Source organism: Novosphingobium sp. FW305-C-30-35, from assembly GCF_058783135.1.
Window position 1 is genome coordinate 2380554 of sequence record NZ_JBYSYJ010000001.1, and the last position, 16966, is coordinate 2397519.

14 protein-coding genes and 1 tRNA gene are annotated in these 16966 nt (G+C 63.9%); 7 read left to right on the forward strand and 8 right to left on the reverse strand.

The features are described 5' to 3' along the window. Positions 1 to 63 precede the first annotated feature (63 nt). From AC3WLM_RS11825 to AC3WLM_RS11845, 5 genes are all read left to right on the forward strand, one after another. The gene (locus tag AC3WLM_RS11825; RefSeq protein ID WP_492477450.1) at positions 64 to 1497 is read left to right on the forward strand and encodes a circularly permuted type 2 ATP-grasp protein; all 1434 of its coding nucleotides are present in this window, start codon (positions 64 to 66) and stop codon (positions 1495 to 1497) included. Between the two features lie 16 nt (positions 1498 to 1513). Beyond that, positions 1514 to 2461, forward strand: a complete 948-nt coding sequence (locus tag AC3WLM_RS11830) for an alpha-E domain-containing protein (RefSeq protein WP_062347116.1) — start codon at positions 1514 to 1516, stop codon at positions 2459 to 2461. Continuing rightward, the gene (locus AC3WLM_RS11835; RefSeq protein WP_492477451.1) at positions 2458 to 3285 is read left to right on the forward strand and encodes a transglutaminase family protein; all 828 of its coding nucleotides are present in this window, start codon (positions 2458 to 2460) and stop codon (positions 3283 to 3285) included. The genes AC3WLM_RS11830 and AC3WLM_RS11835 overlap by 4 nt, the downstream gene beginning before the upstream one ends. 46 nt (positions 3286 to 3331) lie before the next feature. After that, positions 3332 to 4081 (forward strand): proteasome-type protease, encoded by a 750-nt coding sequence (locus AC3WLM_RS11840; RefSeq protein WP_039332573.1) that lies wholly within the window; start codon positions 3332 to 3334, stop codon positions 4079 to 4081. Positions 4082 to 4349: 268 nt separating this feature from the next. Beyond that, on the forward strand, positions 4350 to 4979 hold the full coding sequence (locus tag AC3WLM_RS11845) for a response regulator transcription factor (protein WP_492477452.1): 630 nt from the start codon (positions 4350 to 4352) through the stop codon (positions 4977 to 4979). A gap of 71 nt (positions 4980 to 5050) precedes the next feature. Here the strand turns inward: AC3WLM_RS11845 and AC3WLM_RS11850 are convergent, their stop codons facing one another. The 6 genes from AC3WLM_RS11850 to AC3WLM_RS11875 all read right to left on the reverse strand — a co-directional run bounded on the left by AC3WLM_RS11850 (position 5051) and on the right by AC3WLM_RS11875 (position 12526). Further along, positions 5051 to 5719: an extensin family protein gene (locus AC3WLM_RS11850; RefSeq protein ID WP_492477453.1), complete on the reverse strand. Its 669-nt coding sequence runs from the start codon at positions 5717 to 5719 to the stop codon at positions 5051 to 5053. Positions 5720 to 5801: 82 nt separating this feature from the next. Next, positions 5802 to 5877 (reverse strand) — tRNA-Val (locus AC3WLM_RS11855). A gap of 154 nt (positions 5878 to 6031) precedes the next feature. Next, entirely contained in the window at positions 6032 to 8014 is a 1983-nt protein-coding gene (locus AC3WLM_RS11860) for a TonB-dependent receptor family protein (protein WP_492477454.1), read from the reverse strand. A 58-nt stretch (positions 8015 to 8072) separates the two neighbouring features. After that, positions 8073 to 8483 carry a hypothetical protein gene (locus tag AC3WLM_RS11865; RefSeq protein ID WP_039332576.1) on the reverse strand — a complete coding sequence of 137 codons (411 nt, stop codon included), beginning with the start codon at positions 8481 to 8483 and terminating at the stop codon, positions 8073 to 8075. An 82-nt stretch (positions 8484 to 8565) separates the two neighbouring features. Next, the gene (locus AC3WLM_RS11870) at positions 8566 to 11118 is read right to left on the reverse strand and encodes a DUF2309 domain-containing protein (protein ID WP_492477455.1); all 2553 of its coding nucleotides are present in this window, start codon (positions 11116 to 11118) and stop codon (positions 8566 to 8568) included. 4 nt (positions 11119 to 11122) lie between these two features. Then, positions 11123 to 12526 carry a proton-conducting transporter transmembrane domain-containing protein gene (locus tag AC3WLM_RS11875; RefSeq protein WP_492477456.1) on the reverse strand — a complete coding sequence of 468 codons (1404 nt, stop codon included), beginning with the start codon at positions 12524 to 12526 and terminating at the stop codon, positions 11123 to 11125. 100 nt (positions 12527 to 12626) lie between these two features. On the opposite strand from AC3WLM_RS11875, the gene AC3WLM_RS11880 reads away from it, so the two are divergent. Beyond that, on the forward strand, positions 12627 to 13493 hold the full coding sequence (locus AC3WLM_RS11880) for a LysR substrate-binding domain-containing protein (protein WP_492477457.1): 867 nt from the start codon (positions 12627 to 12629) through the stop codon (positions 13491 to 13493). 2 nt (positions 13494 to 13495) lie between these two features. Here the strand turns inward: AC3WLM_RS11880 and AC3WLM_RS11885 are convergent, their stop codons facing one another. Continuing rightward, entirely contained in the window at positions 13496 to 13978 is a 483-nt protein-coding gene (locus AC3WLM_RS11885) for a hypothetical protein (protein ID WP_492477458.1), read from the reverse strand. Positions 13979 to 14208: 230 nt separating this feature from the next. Between AC3WLM_RS11885 and AC3WLM_RS11890 the strand changes: the two genes are divergently transcribed. Continuing rightward, positions 14209 to 15111 carry a LysR substrate-binding domain-containing protein gene (locus AC3WLM_RS11890; RefSeq protein WP_039332584.1) on the forward strand — a complete coding sequence of 301 codons (903 nt, stop codon included), beginning with the start codon at positions 14209 to 14211 and terminating at the stop codon, positions 15109 to 15111. A gap of 4 nt (positions 15112 to 15115) precedes the next feature. Here AC3WLM_RS11890 and AC3WLM_RS11895 read toward each other — a convergent pair whose 3' ends face one another. Continuing rightward, complete coding sequence (locus AC3WLM_RS11895) at positions 15116 to 16870, reverse strand: cation:proton antiporter domain-containing protein (protein WP_492477459.1); 1755 nt, start codon at positions 16868 to 16870, stop codon at positions 15116 to 15118. Positions 16871 to 16966: the final 96 nt, after the last annotated feature.

A 16966-nucleotide genomic window follows, 5' to 3' on the forward strand; every position in this document is an offset into this window, starting at 1 on the left:
GCATTGGCGCGCTTGGCAAAGCGGATTCGTTGTGCAAGCTTGGGGTTCAGACGGGATGTGCCTATGAAAACAAGCTCGCCCTCGTCCTATGACGAGATGCTCAACGCCGATGGCTCGGTGCGGCCTGCTTACGCTGGATATTGCCAGTGGTACGACGAGCAGCCACCGGATCTGCTGAGACGCAAGGGCAGCGAGGCCGAGGCCTTCTTCCGTCGCACCGGAATAACCTTCAACGTCTATGGCAACGAGGACGCGGAAGAGCGCCTCATTCCCTTCGACATGGTGCCCCGGATCATCACGGCGCAGCAATGGCGCAAGCTGTCGCGCGGGATCGAACAACGGGTGCGGGCGCTGAACGCGTTTCTGCATGATCTGTATCACCGGCAGGAGATCGTGCGGTCGGGCAGGCTTCCCGCGCGGCTGCTGAAAGGCAACGTGGCGTTCCTGCCGGAGATGGTCGGCTTCACGCCACCGGGCGGGGTCTACACCCACATCGTCGGCATCGACCTTGTCCGCACTGGCGAGGACGATTTCATGGTGCTGGAGGACAATGCCCGCACGCCAAGCGGCGTCTCCTACATGCTGGAGAACCGCGAGACGATGATGGCGATGTTCCCGGAACTGTTCACTCGTGTTCGTGTGCGCGAGGTTTCGGACTATCCACGCCGCCTTGCCCGCAGCCTCGCCGCCTGTGCGCCGCCTGCGTGCGATGGGAAGAAGCCTGTCGTCGCGGTGCTGACGCCGGGGATCTACAATTCGGCCTATTTCGAACATGCCTTTCTGGCCGATCAGATGGGTGCGGAACTTGTCGAAGGCAGCGATTTGCGAATCGAGAACGGGCGCATCGCAATGCGCACGACGCGCGGGTATGAGCCGATCGACGTGCTCTATCGGCGGGTGGACGACGAATACCTCGATCCGCTGACGTTCAATCCCAACTCGGTGCTGGGCGTATCGGGGATCATGGACGTCTATCGCGCGGGCGGGATCACGATTGCCAATGCGCCGGGAACGGGCATCTGCGACGACAAGGCAATCTATTCGTTCATGCCCGAGATCGTCGAGTTCTACACCGGCGAAAAGCCGATCCTGCAGAACGTGCCGACTTGGCGCTGTGCCGAGCCGGAATCGCTGAATTACGTGCTCGACAATCTTGCCGAACTGGTGGTCAAGGAAGTTCACGGATCGGGCGGTTATGGCATGCTGATCGGGCCGACCTCCTCGCGCAAGGAACTGGCGGCGTTCGAGGCCAAGCTGCGCGCCAAGCCCGAGAACTATATCGCGCAGCCCACGCTCTCGCTTTCCACCGTGCCGATCCTGACCAAGGCGGGGCTGGCGCCGCGCCACGTCGATCTGCGCCCGTTCGTGCTGGTCAGCCCCAACGGGATCGACATCACGCCGGGCGGCCTCACGCGCGTGGCTCTGAAGAAGGGATCGCTGGTGGTCAACTCGTCGCAGGGCGGCGGGACCAAGGACAGCTGGGTACTGGACGACTGATGCCTAAGGAAATCCAATGTTAGGCAGATCCGCAAACGGCATTTTCTGGCTGTTCCGCTACCTCGAGCGGGCCGAGAACATCTCGCGCCTGATCGAGGCGGGCTTCCGCATGGCGCTGACCCGCGATGCTTCCGATGCTTCGGACGAATGGCGGTCGCTGATCGTCACGCTGGGGCTGCGGCCGGGCTATGAGGCGCGTTACGGCAGCGAATACACGGGCGGTCACGTGTTCAACTACATTCTGCGCGACAAGGACAATCCCGGCAGCGTGCTGGCGATGACCGAGATGGCGCGCACCAACGCCCGCATGGTGCGTGGCGGCATCACCCGCGAGGTGTGGGAATCGGTCAACGACGGCTGGATGAAGCTGAAGGAAGCGCTGGCGCGGCCGGTGACCGAGACGCGGCTGGGCGACGTGCTCGACCTTGTGCGCCGCCAGTCGACGCAAGTGCGCGGGGCCATGGAAGGCACCATGCTGCGCAACGAGATCTACAACTTCGCGAGGCTGGGCAGCTTCATCGAGCGGGCGGATAACACCGCACGCATCCTCGACGTGAAGTATTACGTGCTGCTGCCGTCGATCTCCTATGTCGGATCAAGCCTCGACAACGTGCAGTGGGAAAACGTGCTGCGCTCGGTTGCGGGCGAGCGCGCCTATCGCTGGCTCAACGCCGGGCGGATGGACCCGAGGGGCATTGCCGAGTTCCTTATCCTTGATGGCCGTTTTCCGCGCAGCCTGGCGTTCTGCTATTCCAAGCTGCGTTCGAATCTTGCCAGCCTTGCGCGGGAATATGGCAGCGAGATGCATTGCCATGAAATCCTGCGCGATGCCGATTGCCAGTTCCATCAAGCGACGATCGATGCGATCTTCGAGCAGGGCCTGCACGAATTCATCGGCACGTTCATCCGCAACAACACCACGCTGGCGATGCAGATCCAGCGCGATTACCGCTTCATCGATTGAGCCACCGTCCTATGCGTCTCGCCATCGATCATACCACGCATTACGTCTTTTCCGGGCCGGTCAGCCGCGGGCTGCAGAGGCTTCGGTTGAAGCCGAAGACTTCGGCTGGCCAGCGCGTGCTGGAATGGCGGATGTCGTTCGAGGGTGCGCAGCTTCAGGTGGAGTACGACGATGCGCACTGCAATCACGTCGCCCTGATTTCGTTCGACCAGGGCGTGCAGGAAGTGACGATCCGGTGTGAGGGGCTGGTGGCCACCAACGACGAAGCCGGTATCATGGGCAAGCATTCCGGCTTTGTGCCGATGTGGCAGTTTCTCGAACCGACCGACCTGACCAAGGTTGGCCCACGCATCCGTTCGCTGGCCTCGGCCGTGCCGCAGGGGGGGAACACGCTTGCCACGCTGCATGCCCTCTCGGCGCTGATCCGTGAGCGGGTGGCATATTCGACCGGGCACACCAATGCGGAAACGACCGCCGAGGGTGCCCTCGCAGCAGGGCGGGGCGTGTGCCAGGATCATGCGCACGTGTTCATCGGCGCTGCGCGGTCCCTGGGCATCCCGGCGCGCTATGTTAGTGGCTACCTGATGATGAATGACCGGATCGAGCAGGACGCCGGCCACGCCTGGGCGGAAGCGCATGTCGAAGGGCTGGGCTGGGTCGGTTTTGACGTGTCCAACGGCATCAGCCCCGATGCCCGCTATGTCCGCGTGGCGACCGGTCGTGACTATCAGGATGCAGCCCCAATCACGGGTATCCGATACGGCGCACTTGACGAAACGATGCATGTGAAGCTTGCCGTGGAACAGCAGCGTGTGGAACAATAGGCCACACCATTTTTAGTTTGAGTCCAGGCGGGATCGGGGCAGGGCGATGACATATTGCGTGGGGATGATCCTCGACAAGGGCCTGGTGATGATGAGCGACACCCGGACCAATTCGGGCGTCGACAACATATCCGTATTCCGGAAGATGCATCATTGGTCCGTTCCCGGAGAACGGCAGATCACGATCATGACTGCCGGCAATCTGGCAACGACGCAGGCCGTCATCTCGCAGCTCGAGGAGCGCAACAAGGCGCCGAGCGACCGGCGACCATCGATCCTCGAGGCGCCGACGATGTTCCAGGTGGCGACGCTTGTCGGCAACCTCCTGCGCAACGTGATAGAAGGGCGGCAGGACAACGGAATGCGGTCGGAAGGGCCGCGCTTCACTGCTTCGATGATTGTGGCCGGGCAGATCCAGGACATGGAGCCGCGGCTGTTCATGATCTACCCGGAGGGGAACTTCATCGAGGCGAGCTTCGATACGCCGTTCTTCCAGATCGGCGAGACAAAGTACGGCCGACCGATCCTGCTTCGCGGCTACGATCGGTCCATGAGTTTCGAGGACGCAGTGAAGCTGCTGATGGTCTCGTTCGATTCAACGGTGGCGGCGAATCTTTCGGTAGGTCTGCCGTTCGATCTGCTCGTCATGGAGCGTGATCGGTTCGAGCCGCTGCACCAGCGTCGCATTCTTGCCAGCGACCCCTATTTCAAATCCATCTCTTCCAGCTGGAGCGAAGCTCTGCGGCAGGCATTCCATTCGCTACCGGATTACAAGTTCGACATCGGCGTGGGGTGATTCTGTAATCTCGATTCGAGAATGGTGATTCGAAAACGTCCAGTCTGGTTAATGATGACCTTTCAAGACGTCCTTAAGTGCTGGATCTCGCTACGAAAAACACGTGAATTTCGTGTGCTGCATCACATTTCTTGGTTAACGTCGCCCTAAATGCTCCGTTCCGGAAGCGTTCATCCTAAGGAAAAACCTTTATAGCGGGCCGATGAACGTCAGTTCTGGTTCATTACGAAGCTAACCCAAGTGGCAAAGTCAAAAAATCAGGCGCTTAATGAGCGTCATGGTTGATCGTGTCACTCTTCACATCCTCGATGGGGATTCCGCCCGCAGGGCTCAATTGGCCCGGCTTGCCTTCGCTGCCGGCCATCACGCCGAGATCTATGCCAATGCCGAGGAACTGCTGGCGCATGCACCTTCCGGCGGCCTTGTCCTGGCCCAGGACGAGCCGGTGGGAGAAGGCATCCCGCGGCTCATTTCGGTGATGATGCAGGCGGGCCACTGGCTGCCGGTCATCGCAATTGCCGAGCCACCCCAGACGGCAGCGGTGGTCCGTGCGATCAAGGCCGGTGCACTCGATTATCTCGCCATGCCGACGCAGATCGGCCCCCTGAATGAAGCCGTTGCCCTCGCCAGCCGCGAAGCCGAAGCCTACCGCGCCCAGCGCGCCCGTGCTGCCGAAGCGCGCCAGCGCATTGCCCGCCTCTCGTTGCGTGAACGTGAAGTCCTCGATCGCCTTGCCGAAGGGCAGAGCAACAAGGCAATTGCGCGTGAGCTCGACATCAGCCCGCGCACGGTGGAGATCCACCGCATGAAGATGATGGGCAAGCTTGGCGCCCGCCATGCCGCCGAAGCGGTCCGCCTGCGGATCGAGGCGACCGGACTGGACGACGTCGCGGCTTGACGCAATTTGGCACGATTGACCGGAACGCGAAGGGCGGGGGACAACCTCCGCCCTTTGCTTTTGCGCCAGCTTTAGCGACAGAACGGCTTGAGGCCGCCGGGTTCGAGATGCAGATGATCGCGGTGGGCAGCGTTGTAATCCGGGGTCAGCACGGTGCCGAAGCGCTTGCAGGCGCTGTCGCGGATCGTGCGCAGAAAGGCCCGAACCTGCGGTGAGGGGGAGTTCCAGTCGTTGATGATGCTGATCCGTCGGCCATCGGCCAGGCGGAAGGCGGCGATGTCGATGGCATTGGCCGTGGCGTGCGCGGATAAGCGGCTGGTGCCCGCAACATTGCGGCAGGAATAACTGCCCATGGTCTCGATCCGCTGGAGCGGGCTGCCAAGGATCTGGCGGGCAGCACGGTCCACCCCGAAACGCGCCCAACCTTGCAGCGCGTTTGCGGCCGGGCAGGACACCGGGCCGAGATTGGTGATGTTCAGCAGGCCATTGTCAGCACGAAGGGACTCAAGCCTGACCGTGCCGAGAGTCGAGCAGCCTGCGCCGTAGTATTGGTCGGCGAGCGGGGTGAAGCGGGCTTGCGCAGCGCCAAGATTGGCGAGACAGGCCCGAGTCTGCGGGGACTGGCTGAGCGAGGCTCCAGTGCTGGAGCGCGAAGGCTTGCGCACCGGCTGCTCGGGAGACCCTACGCACCCGGCAGTCAAGGCGGTCAGCGATAAGGCGATGAGTACGCGCCGGACCATGACCCAAGGATACCGGCAATCACACGGCTTGCACAGCACGCAGACGCACGGACTATCGCATGAGGCATGTGGCTGGGAACGGTGGTGGGCGCTGACGGGCTCGAACCGCCGACCCTCTCGGTGTAAACGAGATGCTCTACCAACTGAGCTAAGCGCCCCTCATGCGAGGTGGGGCGCTATTGCGCGGATTCGCCGACGAGGTCAATGGGGCGCGCGCATGCTCAGGTGATCCCGTTGCTGATCAATGCTGGAGTCTTGGCGCCCGTGTGGTGACGGCAGCATTGTCTGCCGCCACCACGCTTCGTCAAGATGTCAGAACCTGGCGCGCAGGCCGGCATAGACCGCGCGGCGCTCAACCGGGTAGTAGATTGCCGAAGTGCCAGATGCGGCGATGACGGCGGCGATGTCGCCTACGGCCTTCTTCCCAGTGATGTTGCGCAAGTCGGCGAAGAGATCGATATCGCTCGTCAGCGAGGCTCCCGCGCTTAATCCGACAAGCGCATAGCCGGGCGCGCGAACGGTGTTGCGATAGTCCGCAAAGGCGCCCTGCGGGACCCATTCGAGGCTGGGTGCGATGTGCAGGGTATCGCCGCCCAAGCGGACTTCGCTGCGCAGGACATGGCGCGGGACGACAGGCAGGTGGTTGTTGGCAAACTGGACATCGCCGCGGAAGCGGAAGTCCGAATACTGCCAGATCTGGCGAAGGCGGAGCCAGCCGGCCGGCTGCCACGAGAGGCCGGCCTCGACGCCCTGATGGCGCGTGCGACCTGCGTTGAACGTGGCAGCGGGGATGCCGACATTGGCATCGGGTGTGTACTGCAGCATCTCGCCGTACAGGTCGGCACGATAGAGCGATATGTCCCATTCCAGGGTGCCCAGGCGGCCGCGCGTGCCGATTTCCGCCGTCCATGCCCGTTGCGGGCGTACGGGCACGAAGGCGGCTTGCTGGGCAAGCTCGACGAAGGTCGGGAATTCGGCAGAGCGGCTGTAGTTGGCATAGACCTGAACTCCTGCTGCCGGGATCCACAGTGCACCGAAGCGGGGGGAGAAGGCACCGAAGGAGGCATTGCCGGTGACAGTCGAAGGCAGTTCGCGTTCCTGCCAACGAGCACCATTGGCATAGATGCCCCCGGCAATCAGGGTGAGACTCTCCACTGGAGAGACCCGCAGTTCCCCATACGCGGAGGACGTGCGCGCGCGCTGCTGTGCGCGGAAGGTCAGTGCGCCGCGCTTGCCGCCATTGTTGACGAATTGCCGGGCGCGGGTCGTGCCCCAGCGGGATTCGCCGCCGAGGGTGATCGAGACAATCCCCGCCTCCCATTCGGCACGGGCGAAGAGGCCGCGATCGTCTGACTTCTGGTCGATGACCATGAAGATCGGGTGATCAAGTTGCTTGATGTTGTAGAAGCCACCGACAGTGAGTTCGAGCGCGCCGAGATCGAAGGCTGTGCGGTTCTGCAAGCGCAGGGAATCGATGTTGCGAGCCTGATCGCCGGTGAAGTTGCCTTTCTGCGGCGTGGTCAGGGCATCGGCAAGGGAGAGTGCGCCGGGCAACTCCTGCCGGATATGGCTGGCGGTGACGTAGAAGCGCGTGCTGAGGTTCTCGGCCAGAGAGAGACCGACGTTGCCGTTGAAGCGTAGGGATCGGCGACTGGCGTGTTGCCGGTCGCCATCGTGGCGGTCGGCGCTGATCCCGGCCCAGGCGTTGGCTGTGCTATCGCCGAAGCCTGCGGAAACCAGACCTCGCGCGAGGCCGAACGAGCCACCATCGAAGCGGGCGTAAAGACCGCGCGCGCTGTCGCCGCATGGCGTTACGCCATTGATCGCGCCGCCCAGTGTACCTGAGCCGAAGCGAAGGGCATTGGCGCCGCGATAGACCTCGAGATGATCGAGGAAGATCGGCTCAAGCTCCTGGAAATCGCCGTTGTCGTCGGCAAGGTTGATCGGAACGCCATCCTGAAGCAGCGTCAGGCCACGCATGTGGAAGCTGCGCGAGAGGCCCGAGCCGCGGACCGAGATGCGGACCTCCTGTCCGAAGCGCGGCTGGCTGTAGACTCCGGGCGAAAAGGCCAGCGTATCGCGCAAGGAAATCACGGTGCGGTCGGCGAAGTCTTCGTAAGCAACGACATCGGTACCGCCGGGCGTTGCGGCTGCCTCTTGTTCGGCAATGGAGGCATCGCCATGACCGATGACGATGATCGCGGCGCCTTCGGCTGCGGCGTCTTCGGCGTGGGCAGGAGTGGCGAGCGAGAAGGCCATGGCCAGAGGGGCCACGGCGAGTATGCGGGTAGTCATGCGGGAATCGCTTTCGATCGCGTCTGGGTTCAGACGGCGGGCAGGATGACCGGTTCGGTCAGGCTATCGAGGTGGCGATTTCCGAGGGCGGGCCGCACGGAGGCGGCAGGATGCGGCGCGATGGAGCAAGGCGTGGGACCGCGATGGCGAGGAAGCCCAGCGCCAGCACGAAGGCCAGCGCGACGGCGAGCTGGATCGGATCGGCCCCGCCCAGGAGAGCGGCGCCGTGGCCTGCGAAAGTGCAGGGCTTGTGATCCTTGGCGGCGGTTTCCTTAGCGCCTTGCGGGATGGTGACCTGAACCGCCGAGTGTGCACCGGTACTGTCGGCGCAGACCAGAATGGTAATCGCGCGCGAAGTGCCGCCGACCATGTAGCCAGCCGGGACCAAGGCCTTCATGGCGAGCGCCAGCGCGACCAGCAGCACTGCCAGATGGCGGTTATGCAGCAGGAATGCGCGCAGGCCCCTCATGGCGCCCGCCCCTATGATGAGAGGCGGGCGGTGTCATGGGTTTTCATCAAGTTTTCAGCAGCGAGCGATCAACAGGGTCCGATCAGCAGGGCCGGGCGGCCCATTCGCCGCGGACCCAGTGGTGGGCCTTGTGCTTCCACGGATCGATGACGACAAGATTGATCCAGCCGTTTTCAACCAGTCGGCCGACCACATCATGCGCCAGGACGATGTCCTGGACTCGCTGGAGCGGTGCCTCGATGATGACCGCAAGGCGGCGTGGTGTGTGGTAGGGCGTGCCATCATCATGGAACAGCGACTGCCGGGGCAGGCCGACACAGAGATCGCCGCCGCTGCCCTGCACGACGCCAAAGCCCCCGACCACATTCTGCGTCGTCTTGTCGCCCGCGCCGAACACCTCGTTGTCGATGGTCGAGAACAGGTACTGGCAATTGATCCACTGGGCGACGATCATCGGCGCAGTCATGATGCCCGCAAGTGCGCTGCCATCCTTGTCCCTTGTCCAGTCATAGCTGTGAAGGAAGGCGCTGCCGCCAAGGTCGATTTCCGCGGTCAGCGCGCGCGGGCCGACGATGAAGGCGGCGTTGCCGGACAGGCCCCATTCCGGGCGGACTTCTCCCCAGTGCGCGGCCCCGGTCAACAGGTCTTCGGCAGAGCGGCCAAGGCGGGCGGCGCGCTCGTTGCGGCACTGCGCACCGGCCCTTTGCAGGGCATGCTCGAACTTGGCGAGATCGGCCACGTGGCTTCCCGGCAGGAGCTGGCGGTCGAAGATTTCGACCACGTCGCGGGTGGTATCGTGCTGCGCGGCGATGAACCAGCTATCATCCGGAATGGCAATGCCCTGATCGGCCAGGCCTGCGCGGACCTGACCGTCGTTGAGGATGGATGCCATGAGCCGTGCGTTCGGGCCACCCGGATGGCCACCGCAGGCGCCGCAATCGAGGCTTGCCGCGAAGGCATTGTTGGTGGTGCAGCCGCCGTGGCCGACAAGCGCGACGAGGCGCGCGGTATCCGGCGAAAGTCCGGTCAGCGAGAACATGGTGCGCGCATAGGCAATGCGTTGTTCCAGCGGGATCGCGTTGCTGCCGTGGCCATGGCCATGATCGTTGCAGGCGGCGGGCGTGAGAACGTGTCCCCGTTCGCCCACCAATCGTCTGCGGAAGGCGTCTGTCAGGCGTGGGGCAAGCGTGCGCGCGAGCAGGGCGACCGCTGCCAGCGGGCCAGCGGCCTCCGCCGTCGCAAAGCCCGTTGCACCGCCCTTGGTCGTATCGAGAATGGCGCGGGCGTCGGCGAGGGCGGCATGGCGCGCCAGCAGTGCATTGGCCTCGGCCTCCTGCCCTTGCGCGGCGCGTTCGGCCACGACGTGGGAGGGTGAAAGCAGGACCGGCAGCTGGTTGCGCTCCGGTGCATCACAGGCCGGCGAGATGGCGATGGGCAGCCCGAAGAAGCCGGCATAGCCAACCGTTTCGTAGCGGCCCTGTGCTTCCAGCGCGCGGCGCATGGGTTCGGAGCGGACATCGATGCAGAACACTGCCTGGGCTTCCGCAACCGGCACCTTGGTCTTTGCGGTCTGTCTTGCCGATGCGCCTTCGAGCTGGGGGGCGATCGTGCCGAGGAAGCTGGCCTCTGCTGCTTGCTGGAAGATCAGTCCCAGTTCGGCCAGCGACATCGCGGCGATGCGGTTCAGGCTCTCCCGTGCAGCCTGCGACCACGTGGCGGGCGTTTCCGGATCAAGACCGAAATGAGCGAGCAGCGTGCGGCAGACATGGGCGTGTTGGCGCGAAGGTTCTGCCAGTGCCCGGGGACCGCTGCGAACGCTGCCTTCGACGAGCGCGACCAGTGCCATGAGTTCGATCATCGATGCCGGGGCAGATGCACTGGCGGCAGGGCCGCCATGCTCGCTGCGCCAGCGCAGATGCGCGGCCCAACCCGGCAAGGTGGCGACGAGGCCACGCAGCCAGCCAAGGCGCCGGTCACGGGAAACGCCATCGCGGCGCGCGGCAAAGAGTAGCATCTCGAGAGGATCGGCAGGGACGTTCGCGAGCCAGTGTGCGGCGGTATCGTCACCTGCGCGGACAAGGCCCGGATCATGACGAAGCGCCGCGCTCACGCTGTTGTACAGGCCGTGCTGACGACCGGGCAGGGTGAGCGTGGCGTTGCGGTCGAAGAAGGCCGCGAGGTACCGCGCAAGTATGGCGATCGGCGTGGTGAGTTCCCGGCGGACAACCGGAGTGTCGTCCGTTGGAAGCTCGACAAGGCGCGCCACCAGAAGGTTATAGGCGTTGAGATCGGGGCCGAGCGGCGCGAATGCCGGTTCCAGACCGCCAAGCGCGGCGACCACGGCCTTGCGGAAAGCGATATCAGCAATGCGGCCTTCTGCCTTGAGCGCGCGCCACTGGACCAGCGAGAGGGAGGGGCGGGCGCCGAAGAGCTGGGCAGCCTGGGGCAGGGCGTCCTCGAACGGGAGGTCTTCGAAGCCCGACAGCGGGTTGACGGCGATGGCACTGTCCAGCGGCCAGAGCGGGGCAACAGTCTGCCCGGCAATATCGACAAGGGCTTGCAGTTCGCGCCGTTCTTCCTGGAGGCTGGCTGGAACGCCGGTATCGGGTGCGAGTGACGCAGTAGCAATGTTCATGGCTTCAGTCCTTCGCAATGACGGTGGTGGAGACGGGGGTGGAAGTGGTGAGGGCGTTGCCCGCATGAAGCAGGCGAGCGAAGAGGGAGGGAGGCAGAGCCTGTTCGCCGCTCACGATGCGTTGCTGCCAGACCCATCCGGCGAGAAACAGCGAGAGGATGCCAAGCTGCCCGTAAGGCGACAGCAATGGCTGGGCGGCATCGGGCTGGAGTGCGGTCATCAGAACGAGCACCGCAGCGTTGAGGGCAATCAGAGCGCCCGGCATCAGGGCCACGACTGCGCCCAGTGGTCCACGCGGCAGAGATCGTGACGCAACGGCCATGGCGCTGAGCAGCGCAGTGAGTGCGAGGCAGACCGGCAGGAGTGCATCAGCCCGGCGCGCCTCGATCAGGAAGATCGCACCGGCGATCGTTGCGAGCGCGATGAGCGCAGGCCACGGCTGGGCCAGACCCTTGGAACGTGTCGGCCTGGTGGAAATGGTGCCTGCCGAGCCGAGGAACAGCCAGGCCTTGAACAGGCCGTGAGCGACCATGTGCCACAGAGCCGCAGCATAGGCGCCGAGCGCAACCGTGAGCAGCATGAAGCCCATCTGCGCGATGGTCGATGCCGCGAGCGATCCCTTCACGTCGGCACGCACCAGCATGATGGCACTGCCGACCAATGCTGCGACGACGCCGGTAGCAAAGAGCGCGTAACGCGCGTGGGGCGATGCCTCGAGAACGGGGGCAAACTGGATGAGCAGAAACCCACCTGCATTGGCGAAACCGGCATGCATCAGGGCGGACACCGGGGTCGGCGCGGCCAGCGAGCGCATCAACCAGTTCGAGAACGGCGGGATCGCACAGCGGGCCAGTGCGGCGATGACCAGGAGAAAGGCGGCGGTGGTCGTCAGAAGGGAGGAGGACCCAACGACAGACCTTATGGCAACGATATCGCTCGATCCGGCGGCTATCGACAGCAAGGTCACTGCGCCGATCAGCGCCACGTCGCCAATCGTGAAGGCAATTGTGGCGCGGCGTGCGGCGTCGCGGGCTTCGCTCCATTCGCCAACATGGCCGATCAATCCAGCCATGAGGCGGCCCGAGACGATCCAGGCGACAGCGAGCAGCATGGCGTCGGCGGTCAGGCCCAGCAAGACAGTCGCTATGGCAAGGCTGGTCGCGAGGCGTGTGAAGGAATCACTGCGCCGGTCTGCACGCAGTTGTCGACGGGAGAAGGCAAGGACAACGACGGCGATCAGGATGCCAAGTCCTGACAGGGCAACGCTTGGGGTAGTGACCATGGCATGGCCGGTGGCGATAGTTGCGGCAAGCAGGGAGCCAAGGGCGAAAACGGGCCAGTCGGCCGGCTTGAGGCGAAGCGCAAAGCCCCTTTTTGTGGCAGGTGCAGTCATGGTTGTCGGGTTCATCGTGTGCCTCCTTCGTTTCGCAGGTGCAGCACGGTCGATGATTTTAGAAACGAATTTATGAAATATTGAAGATAGCAAACGTCAATGATAAAATCCCGTGATGGCCCTGCGGAACCTCGACATCGACCTTTTGCGCTGCTTCGTGACGATTGCGGATACGGGCAGCTTTACCCGCGCCGGTGAGAGGCTGGGCCGGACGCAGTCGGCGATATCCCTGCAACTGAAGCGCCTTGAAGAGCAGGTCGGGCGCTCGCTGTTCTTGCGGAGCCCGCGACACCTTTCGATCACGCCTGAAGGCGAACGGCTGATCGGCCCGGCCCGGCAAATTCTGCGGCTGAACGATGCAACCTTGGCCGAGATGTTCGAGCCGGACATTGCCGGGTCGGTCCGCGTCGGCGTGCCCGAGGATTTTGCAACGGCCCATCTGCCCTCGGTTCTTGCAGCATTCACCGAGGCGCACCCGCTGGTCGAGCTTGAGGTTACCTGCGACCTGACTCTCAATCTCCTCGAGCGCTTTCACGCAGGAAACTTCGATCTGGTCCTGGTAAAGCGCCAGCCGACACAGGACGTGCAGGACGGCGTTCGGGTGTGGCGCGAGCCACTGGTCTGGGTCGCGCGGGACCGGCAATCAGCGGCAGACTTCGAGCGGGTGCCGCTGGTGGTTTCGCCCGAGCCGTGCGTCTATCGCAAACGCGCCACGGAAGCACTGGACGCGATAGGGCGCGGCTGGCGCGTGGCCTATACATCGACCAGCCTGGCGGGGAGTCTTTCTGCGGTGCGTGCAGGACTTGGGATCACCGTACTGCCGCTGGAAATGGTGCCTGCCGGCTTGGCGACAGCTGGAGAGGAGGCTGGCCTGCCGCCGCTTTACGACACCGAGATCGCCCTGCTCGAAGCGCCCGGCCTTTCGGACACGGCACACTTGTTGGCCCAGCACATCATCGCAGCACTGGAACGCGGAGCGTGACCTCAGTCGTCGAGGTTCAAGCGGGCGAACACTTCGGGCCGGATGCAGCGCAATCCGTTCTCGACCGGGTTGGCACAGCGCGATGGTGCGATCCGCAGCTGCGCCTGGTGAAGCGGTGGCCCGGCCTCTACGCCATCCATGACCAAGCGTAGGCCATCGCCTCGCTTTGCACAGACCGTGACCTCGCGCGTGCTTGAACAGCGCCGATCATGCGTGACCGGGCGAGGAGACGAGGCTTCAGGCAAGCGGTAGGCGTGGTGGGCCTCCAGCGGTTGGGGCGTTCCGGTCGTTACGGCAATCGCGGCCAATATCTTCAGCATGGCAAGTGACCTCTCGGTCTGGGCGGGATAGCCCTGAATTGTCTGGCGGCGCCTCGTGCCAGGGTCGTCACAATGCGCCGCCAGTGCTCCGCTGCCGTCGGCTTGCCGCTTCCGGGGGCGGGCCAGATCGGCAGTGGCGCGCCTTGCGTCGGGTAGATCGCGCAAGGCCCGTTGCGAAACTCTTGGGGCGACGCGGACTGGCGGTGCGTCGCCCCGGCAAGGCATCAAGGGACAGTCGGGCAGTTCAGCGAGGGGGGACAAGCGTGAACTGTGGGGGATCGACCGTCGGCGGGGCATCCTCTTTTGCCTTGCCCCTGCACAATGCCGGGGCCAGGCCATTGCGTCCAATCGAAAGAGCGGCGACGAATTGATAGAATTCTTCTATCGGAGGTCTCATGCCTACAGTCAGACAGCTTGAGTATTTCCTGGCGGTTGCCGAACTGCGTCACTTTGGGCGCGCGGCACAGTCCTGCAACATTTCGCAACCTACCCTCAGCCATCAGTTACGTGCTCTTGAAGATCGGCTCGGCACCGCGTTGATCGATCGCGCAGCGCAAAGCGTGGAATTGACGCCGGTCGGTCGCGAGATATCCGAAAGAGCGCGCCGGGTGTTGCGGGAAATCCGCGACATCCGCGCGGTTGCGGCGCGCGCGCGCAAGCAGCCTTCCGGGATCGTCCGGCTGGGGATCACGCCCACTCTCGGGCCTTACCTCTTGCCTGCCCTGATCGGCGCGCTCAATGCCGAACAGAGCGACTTGCGCTTCTATATCCGTGAAGGGATCCCGGCCGAACAGACCCGTGATCTCGCTTCGGGTCGGATAGATCTGATGGTGGGGCCGGGGCCGGTGATTGGTGAGGACCTGGAGGTCGTCCCCCTGTTCGACGAGCCCATGAGCGTTGTGGCATCGCGCAGCCATCACCTCGCCGGGATTGCCCACATTGACCGGTCGGACCTCAAGGGTGAGCGCTTCTTGACGCTTGATCCACGCCACCACTATCACCAGCAAGTCCAGCGTGTCTGCGCCGAACTCGGTGCCGAGATGCTGCTGGATTACGAGGGGACAAGCCTGGACAGCATTCACCAGATGGTGGGCAGCGGTGTTGGTCTGGCAATTCTGCCAGAGCTTTACCTTCGGTCGGAAGTGGGGGGCGATGCTCTGGTCGTTCGCTTGCCGGTTCAGAATTGGCGCTGCGAACGTGCCATCGTTGCTGCCTGGCGTGCCAAATCGGCAAGTGCGGACGATTACCGCACCTTGGCGCAGCGCATTCGCGACGAAGCCGCCGAGTTGCTTGCCTAGCCCGTCAGGCCGGACGCCCTTGCGGCTCCGTGATGATACGGTCACGCGCGACACGGACGTCGCCCGCTTCGATCTGCAGTTTGAGCCGTTCGCGATCATTGGCGCGGAACATGTCTTCGGCGCGCGCAATATCTTCTGCCGAGAGGCCTGCGTCAGCGAGGGCGACGCGCGCCATCTTGACCGCGGACTCCATCACTTCGCGCACGACGGCGCTGACTGGCGTGCCGCGCAGCCGGATGAGCGCGCGCCGGTCGTAGGCGCGAACGTAGATTGACGCGCGCGGGAAAGCTTCGTGCACGGCTTCGACCAGATCAGTCGTGACCTGATCGCCGTCCATGCAGAAGAAGATCATCTCCGCTTCCGCTGCCCCGGCTTGACGCAGCAGATCGAGCCTTGTCCCGTCGCCGAAATAGACCTTGGCCCCGAACGTGGCTGCCACGTCGATCATCTCGATGTCGGTATCGACCATTGTTACCGGGATGTTGCTGGCCAGAAGCATCTGCGTGACACCCTGCCCGAAGCGGCCAAAACCCACGACCACGGCGTTCGAACCGTCGGGCTGGGGGCCTTCGCGCTCTCCGGGCGAAGCATTCTCCGCTTCGCGTCGGATCCCTGCTGTCGCCATCATCAAAAACGGCGTCGTGGCCATCGACAGGGTGACAACAGCTCCGAAGAGGCTGGCGGCTTCGGGAGCGATGAGCAGTGCTCTTTGCGCCTGCGTGAACATCACGAAGCCGAATTCGCCGCCTTGGCTGAGCAGCAGGCCGAGGGCGAGTGCGCCGCGCCAGGGCATGCCGAAGAGGCGGCCGATGCCGAAGATGATCGCCGCCTTCACCGCGATCAGGCCGAGGGCCATTCCCGCGACGAACAGGGGGCGCTCGGCGATGGCGGCAAGGTTGAGCATCATGCCCACGGCGAGGAAGAAGAGCCCGAGCAGAATCGAGCGGAACGGCTCGACATCGGCTTCGAGTTCGTGACGATAGGGGCTGTCTGCCAGCATGACGCCTGCGACAAATGCGCCCAAAGCTGTCGACAGACCTAGGAGTTCCATGACGGCTGCCGACGCCATGACGGTAAACAAGGCAGCGACCACGAACATCTCGCGCTCGCCCAGATTGCCGATCAGGCGGAAGAGCGGCCGGATCAGATAGCGGCCAGCGGCGATCAGTCCCCCGATGGCGCCGAGAGTGTAGAGCACCATCAGCCACCCGGGAGGGCCCCCGGCATCGGCGGGGTTGCGGCTCATTGCCGTGATGATCGTGATCATCGGGATGATCGAAAGATCCTGGAAGAGCAGGATCGCAAAGGCGCGTTCGCCGAACGGCGTGCGCAATCGGCCCGAGGATTGCAGCATAGGCAGCACCTGCGCCGTGGACGAGAGCGCCAGCGGCAGGCCCAGGGCCAGCGCTGCTTCCCAGCTGAAATCCGTCGTCAACAGGATCATGCCTGCGACGGCGAGCCCACAAGCGGTTACCTGAAGCAGGCCAAGGCCGAGGATGTCGCGCTTCATCTTCCACAGCCGGGATGGGTTCAATTCCAGCCCGACCAGGAACAACAGCAAGGTTATGCCCAGTTCGGCGATGCCGAGCTTCTCTTCCGCATCGCCAACCAGACCCAGCAATTGCGGGCCGACAACAGCTCCGGCCACGAGATAGCCCAAGGTCGCCCCCAGCCCCAAGCGTCGGAAGATCAACACGAAGGCCAGGGCGAAGCCGAGCAGGAGGAATCCATCGCGGAGCATTGATGTGTGTTCGGCCATCTTTCCTCTTTAGGCCGCTCATGTTTCATCGCAACCGTCGTTCAGCCTGCGTTGATCTGGCACCGGAGAGAGGTTAGCCTTGCGAGAACGGTGGAG

What these genes read in the sequence shown, in the direction of transcription:
- AC3WLM_RS11880 (WP_492477457.1), top strand. Translation starts at nt 12,627, where the DNA reads ATGGCCCTGCGGAACCTCGACATCGACCTTTTGCGCTGCTTCGTGACG.
- AC3WLM_RS11890 (WP_039332584.1), top strand. Translation starts at nt 14,209, where the DNA reads ATGCCTACAGTCAGACAGCTTGAGTATTTCCTGGCGGTTGCCGAACTG.
- AC3WLM_RS11845 (WP_492477452.1), top strand. Translation starts at nt 4,350, where the DNA reads ATGAGCGTCATGGTTGATCGTGTCACTCTTCACATCCTCGATGGGGAT.
- AC3WLM_RS11825 (WP_492477450.1), top strand. Translation starts at nt 64, where the DNA reads ATGAAAACAAGCTCGCCCTCGTCCTATGACGAGATGCTCAACGCCGAT.
- AC3WLM_RS11850 (WP_492477453.1), bottom strand. Translation starts at nt 5,719, where the DNA reads ATGGTCCGGCGCGTACTCATCGCCTTATCGCTGACCGCCTTGACTGCC.
- AC3WLM_RS11865 (WP_039332576.1), bottom strand. Translation starts at nt 8,483, where the DNA reads ATGAGGGGCCTGCGCGCATTCCTGCTGCATAACCGCCATCTGGCAGTG.
- AC3WLM_RS11840 (WP_039332573.1), top strand. Translation starts at nt 3,332, where the DNA reads ATGACATATTGCGTGGGGATGATCCTCGACAAGGGCCTGGTGATGATG.
- AC3WLM_RS11830 (WP_062347116.1), top strand. Translation starts at nt 1,514, where the DNA reads ATGTTAGGCAGATCCGCAAACGGCATTTTCTGGCTGTTCCGCTACCTC.
- AC3WLM_RS11860 (WP_492477454.1), bottom strand. Translation starts at nt 8,014, where the DNA reads ATGACTACCCGCATACTCGCCGTGGCCCCTCTGGCCATGGCCTTCTCG.
- AC3WLM_RS11870 (WP_492477455.1), bottom strand. Translation starts at nt 11,118, where the DNA reads ATGAACATTGCTACTGCGTCACTCGCACCCGATACCGGCGTTCCAGCC.
- AC3WLM_RS11875 (WP_492477456.1), bottom strand. Translation starts at nt 12,526, where the DNA reads ATGAACCCGACAACCATGACTGCACCTGCCACAAAAAGGGGCTTTGCG.
- AC3WLM_RS11895 (WP_492477459.1), bottom strand. Translation starts at nt 16,870, where the DNA reads ATGGCCGAACACACATCAATGCTCCGCGATGGATTCCTCCTGCTCGGC.